General features: G+C 37.2%; 16 protein-coding genes. 12 read left to right on the plus strand and 4 right to left on the minus strand.

Annotated features, from left to right (window positions below):
• The first annotated feature begins 22 nt into the window (after window positions 1–22).
• The 6 genes from EW028_RS02005 to EW028_RS02030 all read left to right on the plus strand — a co-directional run bounded on the left by EW028_RS02005 (window position 23) and on the right by EW028_RS02030 (window position 5,176).
• The gene (locus EW028_RS02005; RefSeq protein WP_054550780.1) at window positions 23–307 is read left to right on the plus strand and encodes a EutN/CcmL family microcompartment protein; all 285 of its coding nucleotides are present in this window, start codon (window positions 23–25) and stop codon (window positions 305–307) included.
• Window positions 300–668 carry a BMC domain-containing protein gene (locus tag EW028_RS02010; RefSeq protein WP_016991930.1) on the plus strand — a complete coding sequence of 123 codons (369 nt, stop codon included), beginning with the start codon at window positions 300–302 and terminating at the stop codon, window positions 666–668. The genes EW028_RS02005 and EW028_RS02010 overlap by 8 nt, the downstream gene beginning before the upstream one ends.
• Entirely contained in the window at window positions 668–1,615 is a 948-nt protein-coding gene (gene mdh, locus EW028_RS02015) for a malate dehydrogenase (protein WP_016991928.1), read from the plus strand. The genes EW028_RS02010 and mdh overlap by 1 nt, the downstream gene beginning before the upstream one ends.
• Window positions 1,616–1,880: 265 nt before the next feature.
• Complete coding sequence (locus EW028_RS02020; RefSeq protein ID WP_131519738.1) at window positions 1,881–2,975, plus strand: helix-turn-helix domain-containing protein; 1,095 nt, start codon at window positions 1,881–1,883, stop codon at window positions 2,973–2,975.
• A gap of 76 nt (window positions 2,976–3,051) precedes the next feature.
• Window positions 3,052–4,548 (plus strand): carboxypeptidase M32, encoded by a 1,497-nt coding sequence (locus EW028_RS02025; protein WP_131519739.1) that lies wholly within the window; start codon window positions 3,052–3,054, stop codon window positions 4,546–4,548.
• 361 nt (window positions 4,549–4,909) lie between these two features.
• Window positions 4,910–5,176, plus strand: coding sequence for a hypothetical protein (locus EW028_RS02030; RefSeq protein WP_066037679.1), 267 nt, complete (start codon window positions 4,910–4,912; stop codon window positions 5,174–5,176).
• 174 nt (window positions 5,177–5,350) lie between these two features.
• Here EW028_RS02030 and EW028_RS02035 read toward each other — a convergent pair whose 3' ends face one another.
• The 4 genes from EW028_RS02035 to EW028_RS02045 form a co-directional block, all read right to left on the minus strand.
• Entirely contained in the window at window positions 5,351–7,012 is a 1,662-nt protein-coding gene (locus tag EW028_RS02035) for a b(o/a)3-type cytochrome-c oxidase subunit 1 (protein WP_066037680.1), read from the minus strand.
• Window positions 6,999–7,490, minus strand: coding sequence for a cupredoxin domain-containing protein (locus EW028_RS02040; protein WP_004269330.1), 492 nt, complete (start codon window positions 7,488–7,490; stop codon window positions 6,999–7,001). The genes EW028_RS02035 and EW028_RS02040 overlap by 14 nt, the downstream gene beginning before the upstream one ends.
• A gap of 24 nt (window positions 7,491–7,514) precedes the next feature.
• Window positions 7,515–7,637 carry a hypothetical protein gene (locus EW028_RS25770; protein ID WP_009370491.1) on the minus strand — a complete coding sequence of 41 codons (123 nt, stop codon included), beginning with the start codon at window positions 7,635–7,637 and terminating at the stop codon, window positions 7,515–7,517.
• Between the two features lie 332 nt (window positions 7,638–7,969).
• Complete coding sequence (locus EW028_RS02045) at window positions 7,970–8,431, minus strand: chemotaxis protein CheX (RefSeq protein ID WP_004269332.1); 462 nt, start codon at window positions 8,429–8,431, stop codon at window positions 7,970–7,972.
• Window positions 8,432–8,914: 483 nt separating this feature from the next.
• On the opposite strand from EW028_RS02045, the gene EW028_RS02050 reads away from it, so the two are divergent.
• The 6 genes from EW028_RS02050 to EW028_RS02075 all read left to right on the plus strand — a co-directional run bounded on the left by EW028_RS02050 (window position 8,915) and on the right by EW028_RS02075 (window position 15,183).
• Complete coding sequence (locus tag EW028_RS02050) at window positions 8,915–9,928, plus strand: ABC transporter ATP-binding protein (protein ID WP_193767300.1); 1,014 nt, start codon at window positions 8,915–8,917, stop codon at window positions 9,926–9,928.
• Window positions 9,903–10,880, plus strand: a complete 978-nt coding sequence (locus EW028_RS02055) for an ABC transporter ATP-binding protein (RefSeq protein WP_066037682.1) — start codon at window positions 9,903–9,905, stop codon at window positions 10,878–10,880. Before EW028_RS02050 ends, EW028_RS02055 begins: the two co-directional genes overlap by 26 nt.
• Window positions 10,877–11,668 (plus strand): IclR family transcriptional regulator, encoded by a 792-nt coding sequence (locus EW028_RS02060; protein ID WP_066037683.1) that lies wholly within the window; start codon window positions 10,877–10,879, stop codon window positions 11,666–11,668. The genes EW028_RS02055 and EW028_RS02060 overlap by 4 nt, the downstream gene beginning before the upstream one ends.
• Before the next feature lie 32 nt (window positions 11,669–11,700).
• The gene (locus EW028_RS02065; RefSeq protein ID WP_066037684.1) at window positions 11,701–13,281 is read left to right on the plus strand and encodes an ABC transporter substrate-binding protein; all 1,581 of its coding nucleotides are present in this window, start codon (window positions 11,701–11,703) and stop codon (window positions 13,279–13,281) included.
• Between the two features lie 67 nt (window positions 13,282–13,348).
• Window positions 13,349–14,281 (plus strand): nickel ABC transporter permease, encoded by a 933-nt coding sequence (gene nikB / locus EW028_RS02070; protein ID WP_066037685.1) that lies wholly within the window; start codon window positions 13,349–13,351, stop codon window positions 14,279–14,281.
• The gene (locus EW028_RS02075) at window positions 14,281–15,183 is read left to right on the plus strand and encodes an ABC transporter permease (protein WP_016991918.1); all 903 of its coding nucleotides are present in this window, start codon (window positions 14,281–14,283) and stop codon (window positions 15,181–15,183) included. The genes nikB and EW028_RS02075 overlap by 1 nt, the downstream gene beginning before the upstream one ends.
• Window positions 15,184–15,330 lie beyond the last annotated feature (147 nt).

Raw genomic sequence — 15,330 nt, forward strand, 5'->3', positions numbered from 1 at the left:
TCGCATAAAGAGGGTGAAGTTCATGCAAATGGGAAGAGTGATAGGCAGTGTATGGGCAACACGCAAGGAAGAGGGACTGAATGGTTTAAAGCTACTAATCATTCAACCTATTGATTCCAATCAACAGCCGATTCGCACAGAAATGGTTGCAGCTGATCGTATAGGAGCGGGTATTGGTGATGATGTCCTGATTACAAGTGGTGGGTCATCTCGCTATATCATGAAAGATAATCCGTTACCGATTGATGCAGTTGTCATTGGTATTATTGATTCTACGGAAGTAATGAGAGGTGAGGGCAATGAGTAGCGCAATTGGAATGATCGAAACAAAAGGATTAGTAGGCTCTTATGAAGCTGCTGATGCGATGATTAAAGCGTCAGACGTCACAATCGTCAAACAAGAGTTTGTGGATGGTGGCATCGTGACGATTGTCGTGAAGGGTGACGTAGGTTCTGTACAAGCCGCAGTAGAGGCTGGAAAAGCAGCCGCTATGCGTGTTGGTGAATTATTAGGCGCTCACGTCATTCCGAGACCTGATGAAGATGTCTTTAAAATGATTAAAGGACCAGAGGCACCAAAGAAAAAGGCTGTCTCTGCACCAGCAGCAACGCGTGCTAAAAAAACAACAGAAACAACATCAGCGACAGATAATCGAGGTGAGGCATAATGGCATTTCGTAAAAATAAAATCGCTGTTATTGGAGCAGGCCACACCGGTTCCACACTGAGTTTATTTTTAGCACAGAAAGAATTAGGCGATGTAGTGCTTGTTGATATTCCAGAGGCCGAGAACCCGACAAAAGGGAAAGCTTTGGATTTGCTACAAACAGGCCCAATCGAAAAATTCAATGTGTCCATTAAAGGCACGAGTCAATATGAAGATATCGCAGGTGCGGATATTGTTGTCATTACAGCAGGTATTCCACGTAAACCAGGGATGAGTCGTGATGACTTAGTCACAACAAATGCTAAAATTATTCAACAGGTTTCAAGACAAATTAAACACTATGCTCCAAATAGTATTGTTGTTGTGTTGAGTAATCCTGTTGATGCCATGACGTATGTGTGTCATAAGGAAACAGGCTTTGCCAAAAATCGTATCATCGGTCAATCTGGTGTGTTAGATACAGCTCGCTTCAACACGTTTGTGGCGCAGGAGCTTCACATTGCACCAGAGGATGTATCAGGCTTCGTCCTAGGAGGACATGGCGATGAAATGGTTCCATTAATCCGTTATTCCTATGCAGGCGGCATTCCATTAGAGAAACTAATTCCTCAGGAACGACTACAGCAAATCGTGGAGCGTACGCGTAAAGGCGGCGGTGAAATTGTTGGCTTACTAGGTAATGGTAGTGCCTACTATGCTCCAGCCGCAGCGTGTGCCCAAATGGTTGAAATTATTATCAAAGATCAACGAAAAATTATCCCTTCTATTGCCCTATTAGAAGGAGAATATGGGTACCACGATCTCTTTTTAGGGGTACCAACTATTTTAGGTGGCAATGGCATCGAATCTGTCATCGAATTGCACCTAACAAATGAAGAACAAACAGCCCTTCAGCACTCTGCAGAGGCTGTGAAACAGGTAATTGCTATTTGCCAAAACATTGAATAGAGTATACAGACTCTATTTTTCAATGGATCGAAAGGATCCCCAACTTTCTTTCCAATAAAACTTCATGATAGCTCAAAAAATGTTTGATTGGAAACCGAACATGACTTGAAGGCTAGTATAAATCCCCAATTATATAGAAAGCTCTCCTCTAGTTATGGGAGCAGAAACTGTAGCAGACTTAAAGTTTGCTACAGTTTTTTTATTCACAACTTATATCATAAAAAAAATTATCGCCTCTACTATAATGAAATTAGGAGGGATGTGGATGAACAACATTGTACAGGAGATGATTGATTGGATTGAGCGTCATCTATTAGAAGGATTTTCATTAGAGCAATTAGGAAAGGATATAGGTTATTCTCCTTATTACTGTTCTTTTAAATTCCATCAGACGACAGGGATGACGATTAAAAAATATAGATCACTACGTAAAATTTATCTTTCTACTATTGCATTAAAAGATCCCCAAAAGAAAATAATCGACATCGCCTTTCACTACGGCTTTTCATCGCAGGAATCCTTTTCTAGAGCTTTTAAAAGGTATTTTGGTATAAGTCCGAATGATTACAGAAAGTCTCCTCAAACTTTACAAACCTTTGTAAAGTTGAGATTACAGGATGATGGAGGATGGTTGACGATGGATATTTCTCAGAAATTAAAAATTGAAGCATTACAAGAGAAGATGAATGTGCAATACGATCAAGAGCTATTGAATGTATTAAATGGTCAAATGATGTATGAGGAGTTCGCAAAACAACAATTAATGGGCAACAGTGATTACGTTCCCTTCAATGAAGCGATGTGTGCGAATCCAACGATTAGTCCGATTTTCAGTGAAGAATTTAATAAACTGCGTGCTATAGGGCATGAGGTGTCTTTACAGCAATATGAGCAGGTGACATTGAAGCCGTTGAAGCCATTGTTAACAAATGACTATAAATGTATTGTTTTATGGTTTGGAGATGATATGTTTTGTCAGATGAATTTATTGACCGTCCTTGCTTTCCTAGAGCAACAAAGGTATCAAGGCAAAGTCTATTATTATATGGTCAAGGAAATGACCTATGATGTGGAAGAAACAGAGATAGAACTTGGACCGTATGGGGAGGTCTATCAAAAGGTCTTAATGCACCATCGTCTACCCAAGACAACGCTTATACCTGTCATGTATCAGGGAATTCAATTATTTTTCAGCTATTTAAATGAAGAGAATGAGATCACTACGTATATAAAAAAACACCTCAATCTATCTCAAAATGACCTGTTAAAGCAATTGTTTTCCCTATTTCCACACTATGGATTAGGGGATAGACAATACATCAAAATAATAGAGAAGATAAAAAAGGAATATTCTGAATAATTATCCTAGAAAGTCCGCAATATACAAAATTTTCGAAAATATGATAAACTTATAACGAGAAAAGGAGGATGAATGCATGACTGTTCAACAATTTACAGACTATGTGAAGAAAATGCAGCATTATGAGGAAGCGCTCAATGTGATTTATTGGGATATGCGGACGGGTGCACCGAAAAAGGGGTTAGCACAACGTTCTGAGGTAATTGGTACATTATCAGCCTCCTTATTTGATATGCAGACGAGTGAAGAACTAGGAGAGCTTTTAGCAGCATTAGAGGCACAAAAAGCTGATCTTGACTATGTAACACTACGTTTAGTAGAAGAAGTAAGAAAGAATTACGATCAAAATAAAAAAATCCCTGCGAATGAATACAAAGAATTCGTCATTCTTCAATCGAAGGCAGAAACGGCTTGGGAAGAAGCGAAGGCGACGAATAATTTTGCTCTATTCCTACCATACCTAGAAGAAATCATACAATGGCAGAAAAAATTCATTCAATATTGGGGCATTAAAAATGGATCTCCATACAATACATTACTAGATTTATATGAGCCAGATATGACAACAGATGTCGTAGATCAAGTATTTGGTGAATTACGAGAGTCTATTGTGACGCTTGTCCAAAAAATTGCTCATTCATCGAATAAACCCGATACTGCAATGTTATTTAAGCATTTCCCGCGTGAGGCACAGCGTGAATTATCGTTAGAATTGCTTGCGCAGCTCGGCTATGACTTCGATGCTGGTCGCTTGGATGAAAGTGTCCATCCATTCATGATTGGCTTAAACTATGGTGATGCGCGTATTACGACGAAATATGATGAAAATGATTTCCGTTCAGCTATTTTTGGCACAATTCATGAGTGCGGTCATGCGATGTATGAACAAAATATTGATGAGAAGCTTGCAGGACTGCCATTAGCGACTGGTACATCGATGGGGATTCATGAATCCCAATCATTATTTTATGAAAACTTTGTCGGCAGAAATGAAAAGTTCTGGGAGCATAACTACGGACGTCTTCAGCATTTTTCACCAGCTCAATTTGGTGATGTAGCGTTAGCTGATTTTTTACGTGCCATTAATATGGTAGAACCATCTTTGATTCGCATTGAAGCAGATGAACTAACATATCCATTACATATCATGATTCGCTATGAAATTGAACGTGACCTGTTCAATGGGAATTTACAGGCGAAGGATCTACCACAGGTATGGAATGATAAATATGAGGAATATTTAGGTATTCGTCCTGAGACAGATGCACAGGGAGTATTACAAGACATGCATTGGTCAGGCGGTATGTTTGGCTATTTCCCATCCTATGCATTGGGGATGATTTATGCAGCACAGTGGAAGCATGCGATGGACAAGGATATTCCTAATTTTGATGAATTACTAGAAAAGGGAGAGCTACTACCTATTCGTGAGTGGCTAACTGATAAAGTTCATCAATATGGAGCATTGAAAAAGCCATTTGAATTGCTGAAAGAAGCGACAGGGGAAGGCTTAAATGCTAAGTACCTAGCAGACTATTTACAAGAAAAATATACAAAACTATATCAGCTATAGAAAAACAAGCGATTTCTCTAACATGAGAAATCGCTTGTTGCTTTGAAAATATTCTTACCAAAGCTTAAAGCCTTTGAGCCCGCTGGTGAATTTGAAATAATTTCGAAGATTGGAATGGTGTAAGCGAATATAATAAGGCTACTAAAATTACAAGTCAAGATTTAAAGTAAGCTACATTTCATGTTACATCAATATTTTTTATATAATGTGCAACATTATAAAGCGTCATTTTTAAAGTGAACCATTATGTTAAACAATCTGGCCAGATTATTGAGTAAATATTTACTTGTGTAGCTTATGTATGATGAACCGTATATAGTTTTTACTTTTTTGACCAATCAAAAATTTAGGGGTGATTATGATGACACTTAAATGGTTGTGGATATTGGTTATTGCATTTTGCGTACTAGAATGGATTTCAATTCCATTCATAAGTGCATTTACAGGAAAATTATATCAAGTAGTTGATGGTGTATTAATAATTACATTTATTATTTATCCATTATTTTTCTTGACTACTATTTTATTATTACAAAAGGGGAATAGAAAAATTGGTGCAGTCATTTTGCTTATTCCACTAATTGTGTATGCCCCCGTGTTAATAAGTCTTCAAACGTTGGTTAAATAATGTATTACTAATTGAGTTAACGAGGTGCTTTGTAAAACAAGAGTTTCAAAAATTATCGAACTTTAGAAATTTAATCGATGCCATTCAATAAGAGCAAGCTTTGATTATAAAGTGAAAAAAGCGATTTCTCGTTACAGAGAAATCGCTTTTTTATAGGAAGATGCGTTTGGATGCTTACCACAATTGATAGCCTTTAGAGCCGGCTGGTGAGTTTGAAATAATATCGATAATTGGTACTGTGTAAGCGAATAAAATTAAGGCTACTAAAATAACAAGCCAGATTTTAAAGTTTTCTAAAATAGCTGGTGTTGGACCGCTAAGCTCATGTACATCACCTACAGGGAATTCTTCGTCACCTTTAGGTGCGAACCAAGCTAATTTCACGACGATATAAATGATCACTAGGATGGCGATAAAGAGGATTGTTCCCCCCACAGCTTGCGCGATTTGATAAGGAATCCAATCATAAGCCTGCTGAGCGCCACCATATTCGGAGTAATCTGAACGACGAGGTGCGCCGAACAGACCAGCAATATGCATTGCAGAAGACATAATCGTCATACCAGTAGCCCATAAGATACCAGCGAAATTACTAAGATTATTTAAAGACTTCGAAAGTGTACGACCTGTTAAATGTGGAATTAACCAGAACGCCGCACCGAAGTAAGTTAACACAACAGCTGTTGCAATCGTTAAATGGAAATGCCCTGTAACCCAAATGGTATTATGAATTAATTGGTTCATTTGATAAGAGGCATTGACAATACCGCCAGCACCACCTGGAATAAATGACACCATACCGATAAATGGTACGAAGAAACGAGCATCCTTCCAAGGTAATTTTTTAAACCAACCAAATAGTCCTTTGCCACCTAATTCACGTCCACGTAACTCGAACATTGCAAACATCGAGAAGGCTGTCATGAGAGAAGGCACGATTACAGCAAATGTTAAAACAACTTGAATGAACTTCCATGTACCATCAATACCAGGCTCTGTTAACTGATGGTGAATCCCAACAGGAATAGAGAAGAGTAAGAACAGCATAAACGAAAGTCTTGCTAAAGAATCGGAGAAAATTTTTCCGCCAATTACTTTTGGAATAATCACGTACCAAACCATATAGGCAGGTAATAACCAGAAGTATACAAGTGCATGACCAAAATACCAGAAAAGGGTACGTGATAATGCCACATCGACACGTTCAATTAAACCTAAGGACCATGGTAACAATTGAATTAAAACTGAAGCTGCAACACCAAGCGTTGCCACGAACCACATTAAATTATTAACAACTACCATAAATGATAGTAACGGGCTGCGTTGTCCACTCGCTTTATTTTCTTTGCGCCATTGGACATAGCGTAAAATTTGACCTGCTCCACCAACCCAAGAACCAACTACGACTAATGTAAGACCTAAATAGAAAATCCAATGTGCCTTTAATGGTGCATAGAATGTATAAAGAACAGTTGCTTTATTCAATAACACCATCGTTGCGGCAGCAGCTGTACCGATCGTCATTAACCAGAAACCAATCCAGCCAAGTCTTCTCTGAGTATCAGTGAATGTACCAGAAGTTCGACTTACACTTGCAATTTGGAAGCCGTAAATAAAGAATGTAGTTAATATAAGACCGAGTAATACACCATGAACTGTTAATACTTGATAATAACCAATGCCTGCTGGTAAAGTAAATTGACCAGAACGTACAAAAACCTGTAATAAACCTGCAAGACCACCTAATAACAATGCGATAAATGCCACGTAAATGTGTGCCATTGCTAGCTTTGCATCTCGACGATCCACTTTTGTCATTGAATTAGTGTGACTCATTTGAATCCACCACCTTTAGCATAGAGTGCATCATCGTATGTCCTGTACCACAATACTCATTACATACGATTAAAAACTCGCCGACCTTATTGACTTCTGTTACATATTCCGAAATATAGCCAGGCTCAAGCATCATATTGATATTCGTACCTGCAACCTCAAAACCATGCATAACATCCTCGCTTGTCGCGATAAATTTCACTTTCGCACCAAGTGGAACCTCAATTTGTGGAGGATTATAATTGAATGCAGAAGCAACTACTACCACTTCGTAATCCCAATCTTTACCTTCAACCTTATGGACACCTGGATTATCAAAAGGCGCTGTCTCTTTCACTTTCTCGTAATCTAGTGTTTTTTTACCATTGTTTGGATGGGAGCCTTGATGAAATGCTCCGATACCGAGAATGATCAGGAATGCCACTAAAGTGGTAACTCCAAACACAAGCCAGTATTTCTCATACTTATGTATGTGCATATATTTCTGTCCCTTCTTCGTAGATTAAAACCGTCCAATGAACAAATCGAAGCAGTACACCCAAAGTAAAATGATGATAATACCTACTCCAAAAACTGCATAGAGTGAACCTTTTAAATTTTCATCTGACTTCTTTTTATTTGCCATTTTTGCTCCTCCTACGCTTTTTTATTGTTGTGTTTCTTACTGTCATCATATAAAAATCCCCTACATTTTGATGTGAAAAAAATCACACTTCTAGGGGAATTATGTGAAAAAAGTGTGAAGAATTTAAGAGAGAAAAAAAACAAGCCATCTCAAAAGTCATTGAGATGGCTTGTTTAATGATTATAATAAACTTTTTTTAATAAAAATAGTAGATTTTAAGGAAGGAGAACAGTCCTTCTTATTCCTTTTGAGCGAACGGCAAATCTTACAAATAAATGCTGAATGTCTTGCATATAATGTCTTATTTGTAACAGACTAAAACCTACTAAGCGCTATTCCGCTTCTTCTTCAATTGTTAATAGAACTGTTAGGGCACCGACGCTTGGGACCGAAACTGGGAGTGCAAATGCCTTTTCAAAGCCATATAATTTTGTATTGCCCACCATCACCGTTGGCGGAGTGATATCAATTTCTAAGCTTTCTTGCCCAACAGCTGTACATAAATTTCCTGCAATCATGTTACCAAATTCCCCTGTAAAAGATTCTAGCATTTCTCCTTCAAGCGGCATACCAAACATGGTACTACCGATCCCGCTGAACACTTCGGGAGAGGAGTCAATGATGACGCGTCCCTTTAAATCTCCGATTAAGCCAATTAATACGCCCATTTGTTGCTGTTGAAAGGGTTCAGAAATAATACTAGGCGACTTTACTTCTATATCCATAGGAAGAATGGTTTTTAAAGCGTGAATTGTCCCGTTTAAAATAGTTTGAAAGTACTTCGAATTACTCATCATTACCGCATCCTTTTTCCGACTTTTCTACATCTTACCATGTAAAAAGGGTAAGATGAAAGTATGTCTTGACGAATTCACATGAAATTTATAATATATTAATGAGAATGATTTTCAAATTCAATGTAAACGTCTGAAAACTTAACGAAAAATAACTAAGAAGGAGCGGTTCGCAATGACTTTCGTATTAATTGGAGCAGCTGTAGTGATCTATATTGGAGTTGGAAAATACGTCATGAACCAGGCAACTGCACATTTGAAATAAGAGCTAATACTTGATAAACATGTTTAGGCATGGTCCGAATATTCGGACCATGTTTTTTTGTATTTCTAGGAATGCAGCGCTAGATTAAATATTCTTTCAGAATAATTTAATTAAGAGGAATTTTTATTTTTTTCTGAAAACTATTGAAATAACTAAGTTTTTTCTGTTAAGATTTTAAAAAATGGAATCGCGTTTCATATTTTGGAACGGAGGGGGAAATGAGTTTGAATATTTTAGAAGTAAGCGATTTGAAAATAGGTATTCAACAAAATAAAAAAGATATTGCCATTGTGAATGGAGTATCATTTCAACTTGAAAAAGGAAAAACTTTGGGGATTGTAGGGGAATCAGGGTGTGGAAAAAGCATGACATCACTTTCACTTATGGGATTGTTACCTGCTGGGGTTAACTGGCAAGGTGGAGAAGTTTACATAGATCAAAAACAAATTAATAAAAAATCGAATAAGGAATGGCGAAAGATTCGTGGGAAAAAAATTTCTATGATTTTTCAAGAACCAATGAGTTCGCTCAATCCAGTATATAAGGTTGGTTCACAAATTATGGAAATGATTCATAGTCATGAAAAAATTTCAAGGAAAGAAGCTCATGAACGTGCCGTTGATATGCTTCGTCTCGTAGGTATTCCTCGACCAGATAAAGTAGTAAATGAATATCCTCATCAATTATCAGGAGGAATGCGACAAAGGGTTATGATCGCCATGGCATTGGCTTGTGGACCAGAAATATTAATTGCAGATGAGCCTACTACAGCATTAGATGTGACAATCCAGGCTCAGATTTTAGATTTAATGAGAGACATACAAGAAAAATTAAATATGTCCATCATTTTAATTACCCATGATCTTGGTGTAGTAGCAGAAATATGTGAGAAAGTAATTGTGATGTATGCTGGTGAAATTGTTGAAGAGGCAACAGTGCTAGATTTGTTTAATTATCCGCTGCATCCATATACAAAGGGGTTATTAAATTCATTGCCTGACATTGAATCAGAACAAGAGTACCTTCCATCAATTGAAGGGGTGGTGCCATCACCATCCGATATGCCTTCAGGTTGTAGATTTTTCGATCGCTGCGAATTTGCAACAGATCAATGTAAAAAGAAGCCTGATCTATATACAACCTCTATGGGTACCAAAGTTAGATGTTGGCTGTACGAAGAGAACGAAGTAGGAGGGGGAATTGTCAATGGGCAGTCCATTGTTAGAAGTTAAACATTTAAAGAAATATTTTTCAGTTAAAGGATCACGTTCAGGTCATTTAAAAGCAGTAGATGATGTTTCATTTTTTGTAAATGAGGGTGAGGTTTTAGGAATTGTCGGAGAGTCTGGGTGCGGGAAGTCCACTATGGGTAAAACATTAATTCAACTTCTAACACCTACTGAGGGTGAAATTTTACTGAATGGAGAAAATATTGCCACTCTTAGCCCAAAAGAGGTACGTCAAAAGCGCCGTGATATGCAAATCATCTTTCAAGATCCTTTTTCTTCCCTTAATCCTCGTATGAAGGTGTTTAAAATAATCGAAGAACCTTTGGTGAATTTTGGAATAGGTACAAAGGAAGAGAGAAAACAACGCGTTTATGAAGTAGCCAAACAGGTTGGACTTACACAAAAGCAGTTAGAACGTTTTCCACATGAATTTTCGGGTGGTCAAAGACAACGGATTGGAATTGCTAGAGCATTAGTGTCCAATCCAAAATTGATTGTTGCAGATGAACCAGTATCTGCTCTGGATGTTTCCATTCAATCTCAAGTATTAAATATTATGAAAGATTTAAAAAAGGAAATGAACCTTACCTACATTTTCATATCACATGATTTAAGTGTAGTGCATCATTTTTGTGACCGCATAGGGGTAATGTACTTAGGTAAGTTAGTGGAAATGGCAGATAAACACGAATTATTTAATAATCCTAAACATCCATACACAAAAGCTTTACTATCGGCATTACCAAAATCTCATCCTTCAAAAATAAAGGAGCGAATTGTGCTAAGTGGAGATGTTCCCAATCCTGCTAATCCACCATCGGGCTGTACATTCCATACACGATGCCCAAACTGCATGGAAATATGTAAAGTGACACCTCCAAAATTAAAAAAAATTGGCGATAAGCATGAAGTTTCCTGTTTACTTTATGAAGAGCAAATGGAGCGATTAACATGAGCAAAACATTGGAAAAAGGTATTAATATTTTAACGTTATTTACTGAAGAAAAACCTTCTTGGCGGTTAGACGAGCTAGCGATCGAAACAGATATTCCTAAACCGACTTTACATAGGTTTTTAAAAACATTTACAGATTTAGGCGTATTAAAACGTCCTTACGTTCAAAGCGGTGGACAGTTAGTATTGAGTGATCATTATCTACTTGGGAATAAACTCATTGAATTAGGTGCAATTGCTGCAAATTCAATTGAAATTCGTTCTTTGGCTATACCATATATGAAGATGTTGCAACAGAAGTTTGACTTGGCTGTTCAACTAAGCATACTGGATGAAACAGATGGTCTTTATATCGAAAAAATCGAAAGTTTAAAACCAGTTTTATTATATACACGGGTGGGGAGAAGAGCACCTCTTTATGCAGGCGCTTGTTCACGAATACTTTTATCCTTTCAATCAGAAGAAAAAATTAGTGAGGTACTTCAAAAAACTCGTAAAAAATATGCTAGTGGAACACCTGTTACTGATGAAGAGATATTCGAACTAATTGAATTTGGAAAAAAAAATGGCTATGCCTACAGCGTGTCAGAATTGGAAGAAGGCACTGTATCAATAGCCGTACCGATTTTCAATAGCGAACGCAAAGTAGAATACTCGATTAGTATAGCGGGCATAGAGACACTCATACCAAAAGAAAAAATAAATGCATTTTTAGAAGGTCTGTGGGAAACGGCAGCTTCAATATCTGCTGAACTAGGTTATTCGATGCCATATCCTTATGGCGTATAGATAGCACAAATACAAAAGGGGATGAACAATGTATGAAGAAACAAAAATGGATTGCGCTATTACTTGTTTGTATGATGGTTGTTTTAACAGCATGTAGTGGCGGTACATCATCAAAAGACGAAAGTAAAAATAGTAGCAAATCATCTGGTGATAATCCAGCAGCAACACGTGGAAATGAATTAGTTATTCGTGTGGCAGGAGACCCACAAAACTGGGACCCAATTGATACATTTTTACTTGCTTGGAGTACAGTAGCAACATCGATATTTGAAGGATTAGTAAGTCGTTCTTTAGATTTAGAAATTCAACCAGGGTTAGCGGAATCATGGGAATATATAGATGATAAAACGATTGTGTTTAAATTACGACAAGGTGTTACCTTCCATAATGGCGAACCGTTTAATGCGGAAGCAGTTAAATTTACATTTGATCGTCTACTAGGAGAAGAAGGTCAACAAGGACCGCAATATTCAAACTATACGTCGATTGACAATGTTGAAGTGACAGGTGACTATGAAGTCACTATGCACCTAAATGCCATTGACCCAGTATTATTGACTAAACTTTCAGGATATGGTGCTGTCATCGTACCACCTAAATATATCCAAGAACAGGGTGCAGAGAATTTTGACATGAAGCCGGTTGGTACGGGTCCATTTAAAATGACTGATTATCAACGTGATAAACAAGTAGTTATTGAGCGATATGAAGATTATTGGAATAAAGATGCTATTAAACTAGATAAAGTAACATTTAAAGTGATTCCAGAAACAGCGACGGCACTGGCAGAATTACAAACAGGAAATATTGATATTATGACACGTTTAGAGGTTTCGCAAGCAGCAACAGCAGAAGGAACTGATTTCATTGAATTAAAGGATGTGTCCACTCCTACAGCGTATTCAATTCGTTTTGATACAGCACAAAAGCCTGTAGATGATGTACGTGTTCGTCAAGCGATTAACTATGCCATTGATAAGGAAACAATAGTGAAAGAAATTTTAGGTGGCTATGGCAACCTCATTAGTTCGTTCCAAAGTAATCTATCTTTTGGCTATAACAAAGATTTAGAGCCATATCCATATGATCCAGAAAAAGCAAAAAAATTACTTGCCGAAGCTAAGGTTCCTGAAGGTACTACTCTTGAATTCTTTATTCCAGGTACGGATGGAACTTTTAAAGAAATAGCCCAAGCAGTAGCATTTTATTTACAAGAAGTGGGATTAAAAGTTTCTATTAATAGTGTGGAAAATACTACATTCCAATCAGAGTTAATACCACAAGGGAAAGCTGGTCAAATGTATAAAAATGGCTGGGGTGGTTGGACTTTAGATTTTGATAATACAGCTTATTTAATGTATCACGAAGGGGAATTCTGGAATCCATCCTATAAAAATGAAAAAGTTGAACAATTATTAACGGCAGAGCGAGCAACGATTAATAATGAGGAGCGTCAAAAAATCTTTAAAGAGCTGACAGAAGTGTTATATGAAGATGCTACAGAAGTTAATTTATATTCTGAGGTTGAAATATACGCAGTGAATAAACGAATAAAAGATTTCCAACCACCTCATGATGGCCGCTTTAGATTTGAAGGTGTCACTGTCGAGTAAGTAAAAAATTATGAGATAGTATGCTTGTCATACTATCTCTTTCATTTCAAATTAGGAGGATGGAATTATGCTTTCCTATATACTACGACGTATATCGCATACAGTGTTGGTGATAATAGCTGTCTCATTAATTATATTTTTCGCCATTCGTTTAACGGGGGATCCCGTAAGCATCATGTTCGGTGCTGGGGAACCTTCACAACAAGCAGTAGAGGAACTGACAGCAAAGTTGGGTTTAGATAAACCTATTTGGGAGCAATATATCATATTCATGAAAGATTTAGTAACGCTTGATTTTGGTACATCGTATCGTTCGAATAGTCCTGTTTTGGAAATGTTGTTAGAACGAGCATGGCCAACACTAGCACTTGCTTTAGGGGGGATGACTGTAGCATTGTTAATCGCTATTCCTATCGGTATCCTATCTGCAGTTTATAAAGGCAAGTCCATTGATATTTTTGGTCGTATTTTTTCTTTATTAGGTATCTCTTTCCCTAATTTTTGGTTAGCGTTTATGCTAATCTTGATCTTTGCTGTTCAGTTAAAATGGTTACCTGTATCGGGCTTTGATGGGTTTAGCTCATTGATCCTTCCATCCATTGCATTGGGTCTGATTTTATCTGGTATTTTAGTTCGATTAATTCGTACCTCTATGCTTGAAGTGCTTAAAATGCAATATGTGACAACTGCTCGAGCAAAAGGAATTAGAGAATGGCTTGTCATTATTCGACATGCCTTTCGCAATGCCTTATTGCCAACTGTGACGTTTGTTGGGTTACAGTTCGGTGGACTCTTAGGGGGGGCTGTTATTGTAGAGCAAGTATTTTCTTGGCCAGGAATCGGAAGATTAATTGTTGATTCTATTAATCAACGAGATTATCCAGTCGTACAGGGTGGGGTAATTCTCCTAGCTCTTATCATGATTGCTGTCAATCTAATTGTTGATTTATGTTATTCATTAATTAACCCAAAAATACGCACTGGAAGAGGTGACAATTAATGACACAGATAATGGAAGCAGAAACAGTCGAAATAAAAAAGGTTAGTAGAATAATAAGTATTTTAAAGTTTATTAAAAATAATCCAACTGGGATAATCGGTCTATTATTAGTTGTCACGACTATTCTATGTGCGATATTTGCCCCTTATATTGCTCCACATGATCCAGGAGCAGCTAGCTTAGGACATCGTCTAGATTTGCCTAAATGGTTAGATGATACTGGTAAATCACAATATTTACTGGGGGGAGACCAAGTGGGACGGGATTTACTCAGTAGGATTATATATGGTGCTCGTATTTCCCTTTTGGTAGGTATTTGTGGTGTGCTCATTTCGTTAGTCCTTGGAACATTTCTTGGAATTGTGTCAGGGTATTTTGGGAAATGGATGGACGATTTAATTATGAGGTTAGCTGAAGTTCAATTAGGTCTGCCATTTATTTTACTAGCAATTGTCATTATGAGTGTATTTGGAACAGGGATTGAAAAAATCATTATTATTCTTGGACTTACATATTGGGTTAGTTTTGCTAGGCTAATTCGAGGGGAGATTTTAGCTCTAAAGGAACAAGAATATATACAGGCTGCAAAGGCAATCGGAGGCACACATTTTAAAATTATCCTTAAGCACATTTTACCAAATGTTGCTTCTTCGATTTTAGTGTTAGCAACGATGTGTATCGCAGAGTTTATTTTATTAGAGGCTTCACTAACATTTTTAGGGTTAGGTGTTGAACCGACAGTACCTTCGTGGGGCGGAATGTTAGCAGACAGTCGGAATTATATGACGTCAGCTTGGTGGATTTCCGTATTTCCAGGTATTGCAATTATGTTAACTGTACTAGGCTTTAATTTACTAGGAGATTGGCTACGAGATCGCTTAGATCCAAATATGAAAGTTTAGGTGATATTGTGAACTCTAAAATATTTTCAATTTTATTTAATAAGAATGAAACCATAAAAAAGCCTTCTTTATTTATAAACTTACCTAAAAATCTTGTTCCAATCGGATTGATTAATTTTTGTGCGAGGTTAGGCTTAGAGTCAAATG

It is taken from the genome of Lysinibacillus sp. OL1, assembly GCF_004332175.1.
Taxonomy (GTDB): domain Bacteria; phylum Bacillota; class Bacilli; order Bacillales_A; family Planococcaceae; genus Lysinibacillus; species Lysinibacillus capsici.

Excerpts from the sequence above, each read along its gene's own strand:
- EW028_RS02005 (WP_054550780.1), top strand. The coding sequence starts at position 23 with ATGCAAATGGGAAGAGTGATAGGCAGTGTATGGGCAACACGCAAGGAA.
- EW028_RS02010 (WP_016991930.1), top strand. The coding sequence starts at position 300 with ATGAGTAGCGCAATTGGAATGATCGAAACAAAAGGATTAGTAGGCTCT.
- mdh (WP_016991928.1), top strand. The coding sequence starts at position 668 with ATGGCATTTCGTAAAAATAAAATCGCTGTTATTGGAGCAGGCCACACC.
- EW028_RS02020 (WP_131519738.1), top strand. The coding sequence starts at position 1,881 with ATGAACAACATTGTACAGGAGATGATTGATTGGATTGAGCGTCATCTA.
- EW028_RS02025 (WP_131519739.1), top strand. The coding sequence starts at position 3,052 with ATGACTGTTCAACAATTTACAGACTATGTGAAGAAAATGCAGCATTAT.
- EW028_RS02030 (WP_066037679.1), top strand. The coding sequence starts at position 4,910 with ATGACACTTAAATGGTTGTGGATATTGGTTATTGCATTTTGCGTACTA.
- EW028_RS02035 (WP_066037680.1), bottom strand. The coding sequence starts at position 7,012 with ATGAGTCACACTAATTCAATGACAAAAGTGGATCGTCGAGATGCAAAG.
- EW028_RS02040 (WP_004269330.1), bottom strand. The coding sequence starts at position 7,490 with ATGCACATACATAAGTATGAGAAATACTGGCTTGTGTTTGGAGTTACC.
- EW028_RS25770 (WP_009370491.1), bottom strand. The coding sequence starts at position 7,637 with ATGGCAAATAAAAAGAAGTCAGATGAAAATTTAAAAGGTTCACTCTAT.
- EW028_RS02045 (WP_004269332.1), bottom strand. The coding sequence starts at position 8,431 with ATGAGTAATTCGAAGTACTTTCAAACTATTTTAAACGGGACAATTCAC.
- EW028_RS02050 (WP_193767300.1), top strand. The coding sequence starts at position 8,915 with ATGAGTTTGAATATTTTAGAAGTAAGCGATTTGAAAATAGGTATTCAA.
- EW028_RS02055 (WP_066037682.1), top strand. The coding sequence starts at position 9,903 with ATGGGCAGTCCATTGTTAGAAGTTAAACATTTAAAGAAATATTTTTCA.
- EW028_RS02060 (WP_066037683.1), top strand. The coding sequence starts at position 10,877 with ATGAGCAAAACATTGGAAAAAGGTATTAATATTTTAACGTTATTTACT.
- EW028_RS02065 (WP_066037684.1), top strand. The coding sequence starts at position 11,701 with ATGAAGAAACAAAAATGGATTGCGCTATTACTTGTTTGTATGATGGTT.
- nikB (WP_066037685.1), top strand. The coding sequence starts at position 13,349 with ATGCTTTCCTATATACTACGACGTATATCGCATACAGTGTTGGTGATA.
- EW028_RS02075 (WP_016991918.1), top strand. The coding sequence starts at position 14,281 with ATGACACAGATAATGGAAGCAGAAACAGTCGAAATAAAAAAGGTTAGT.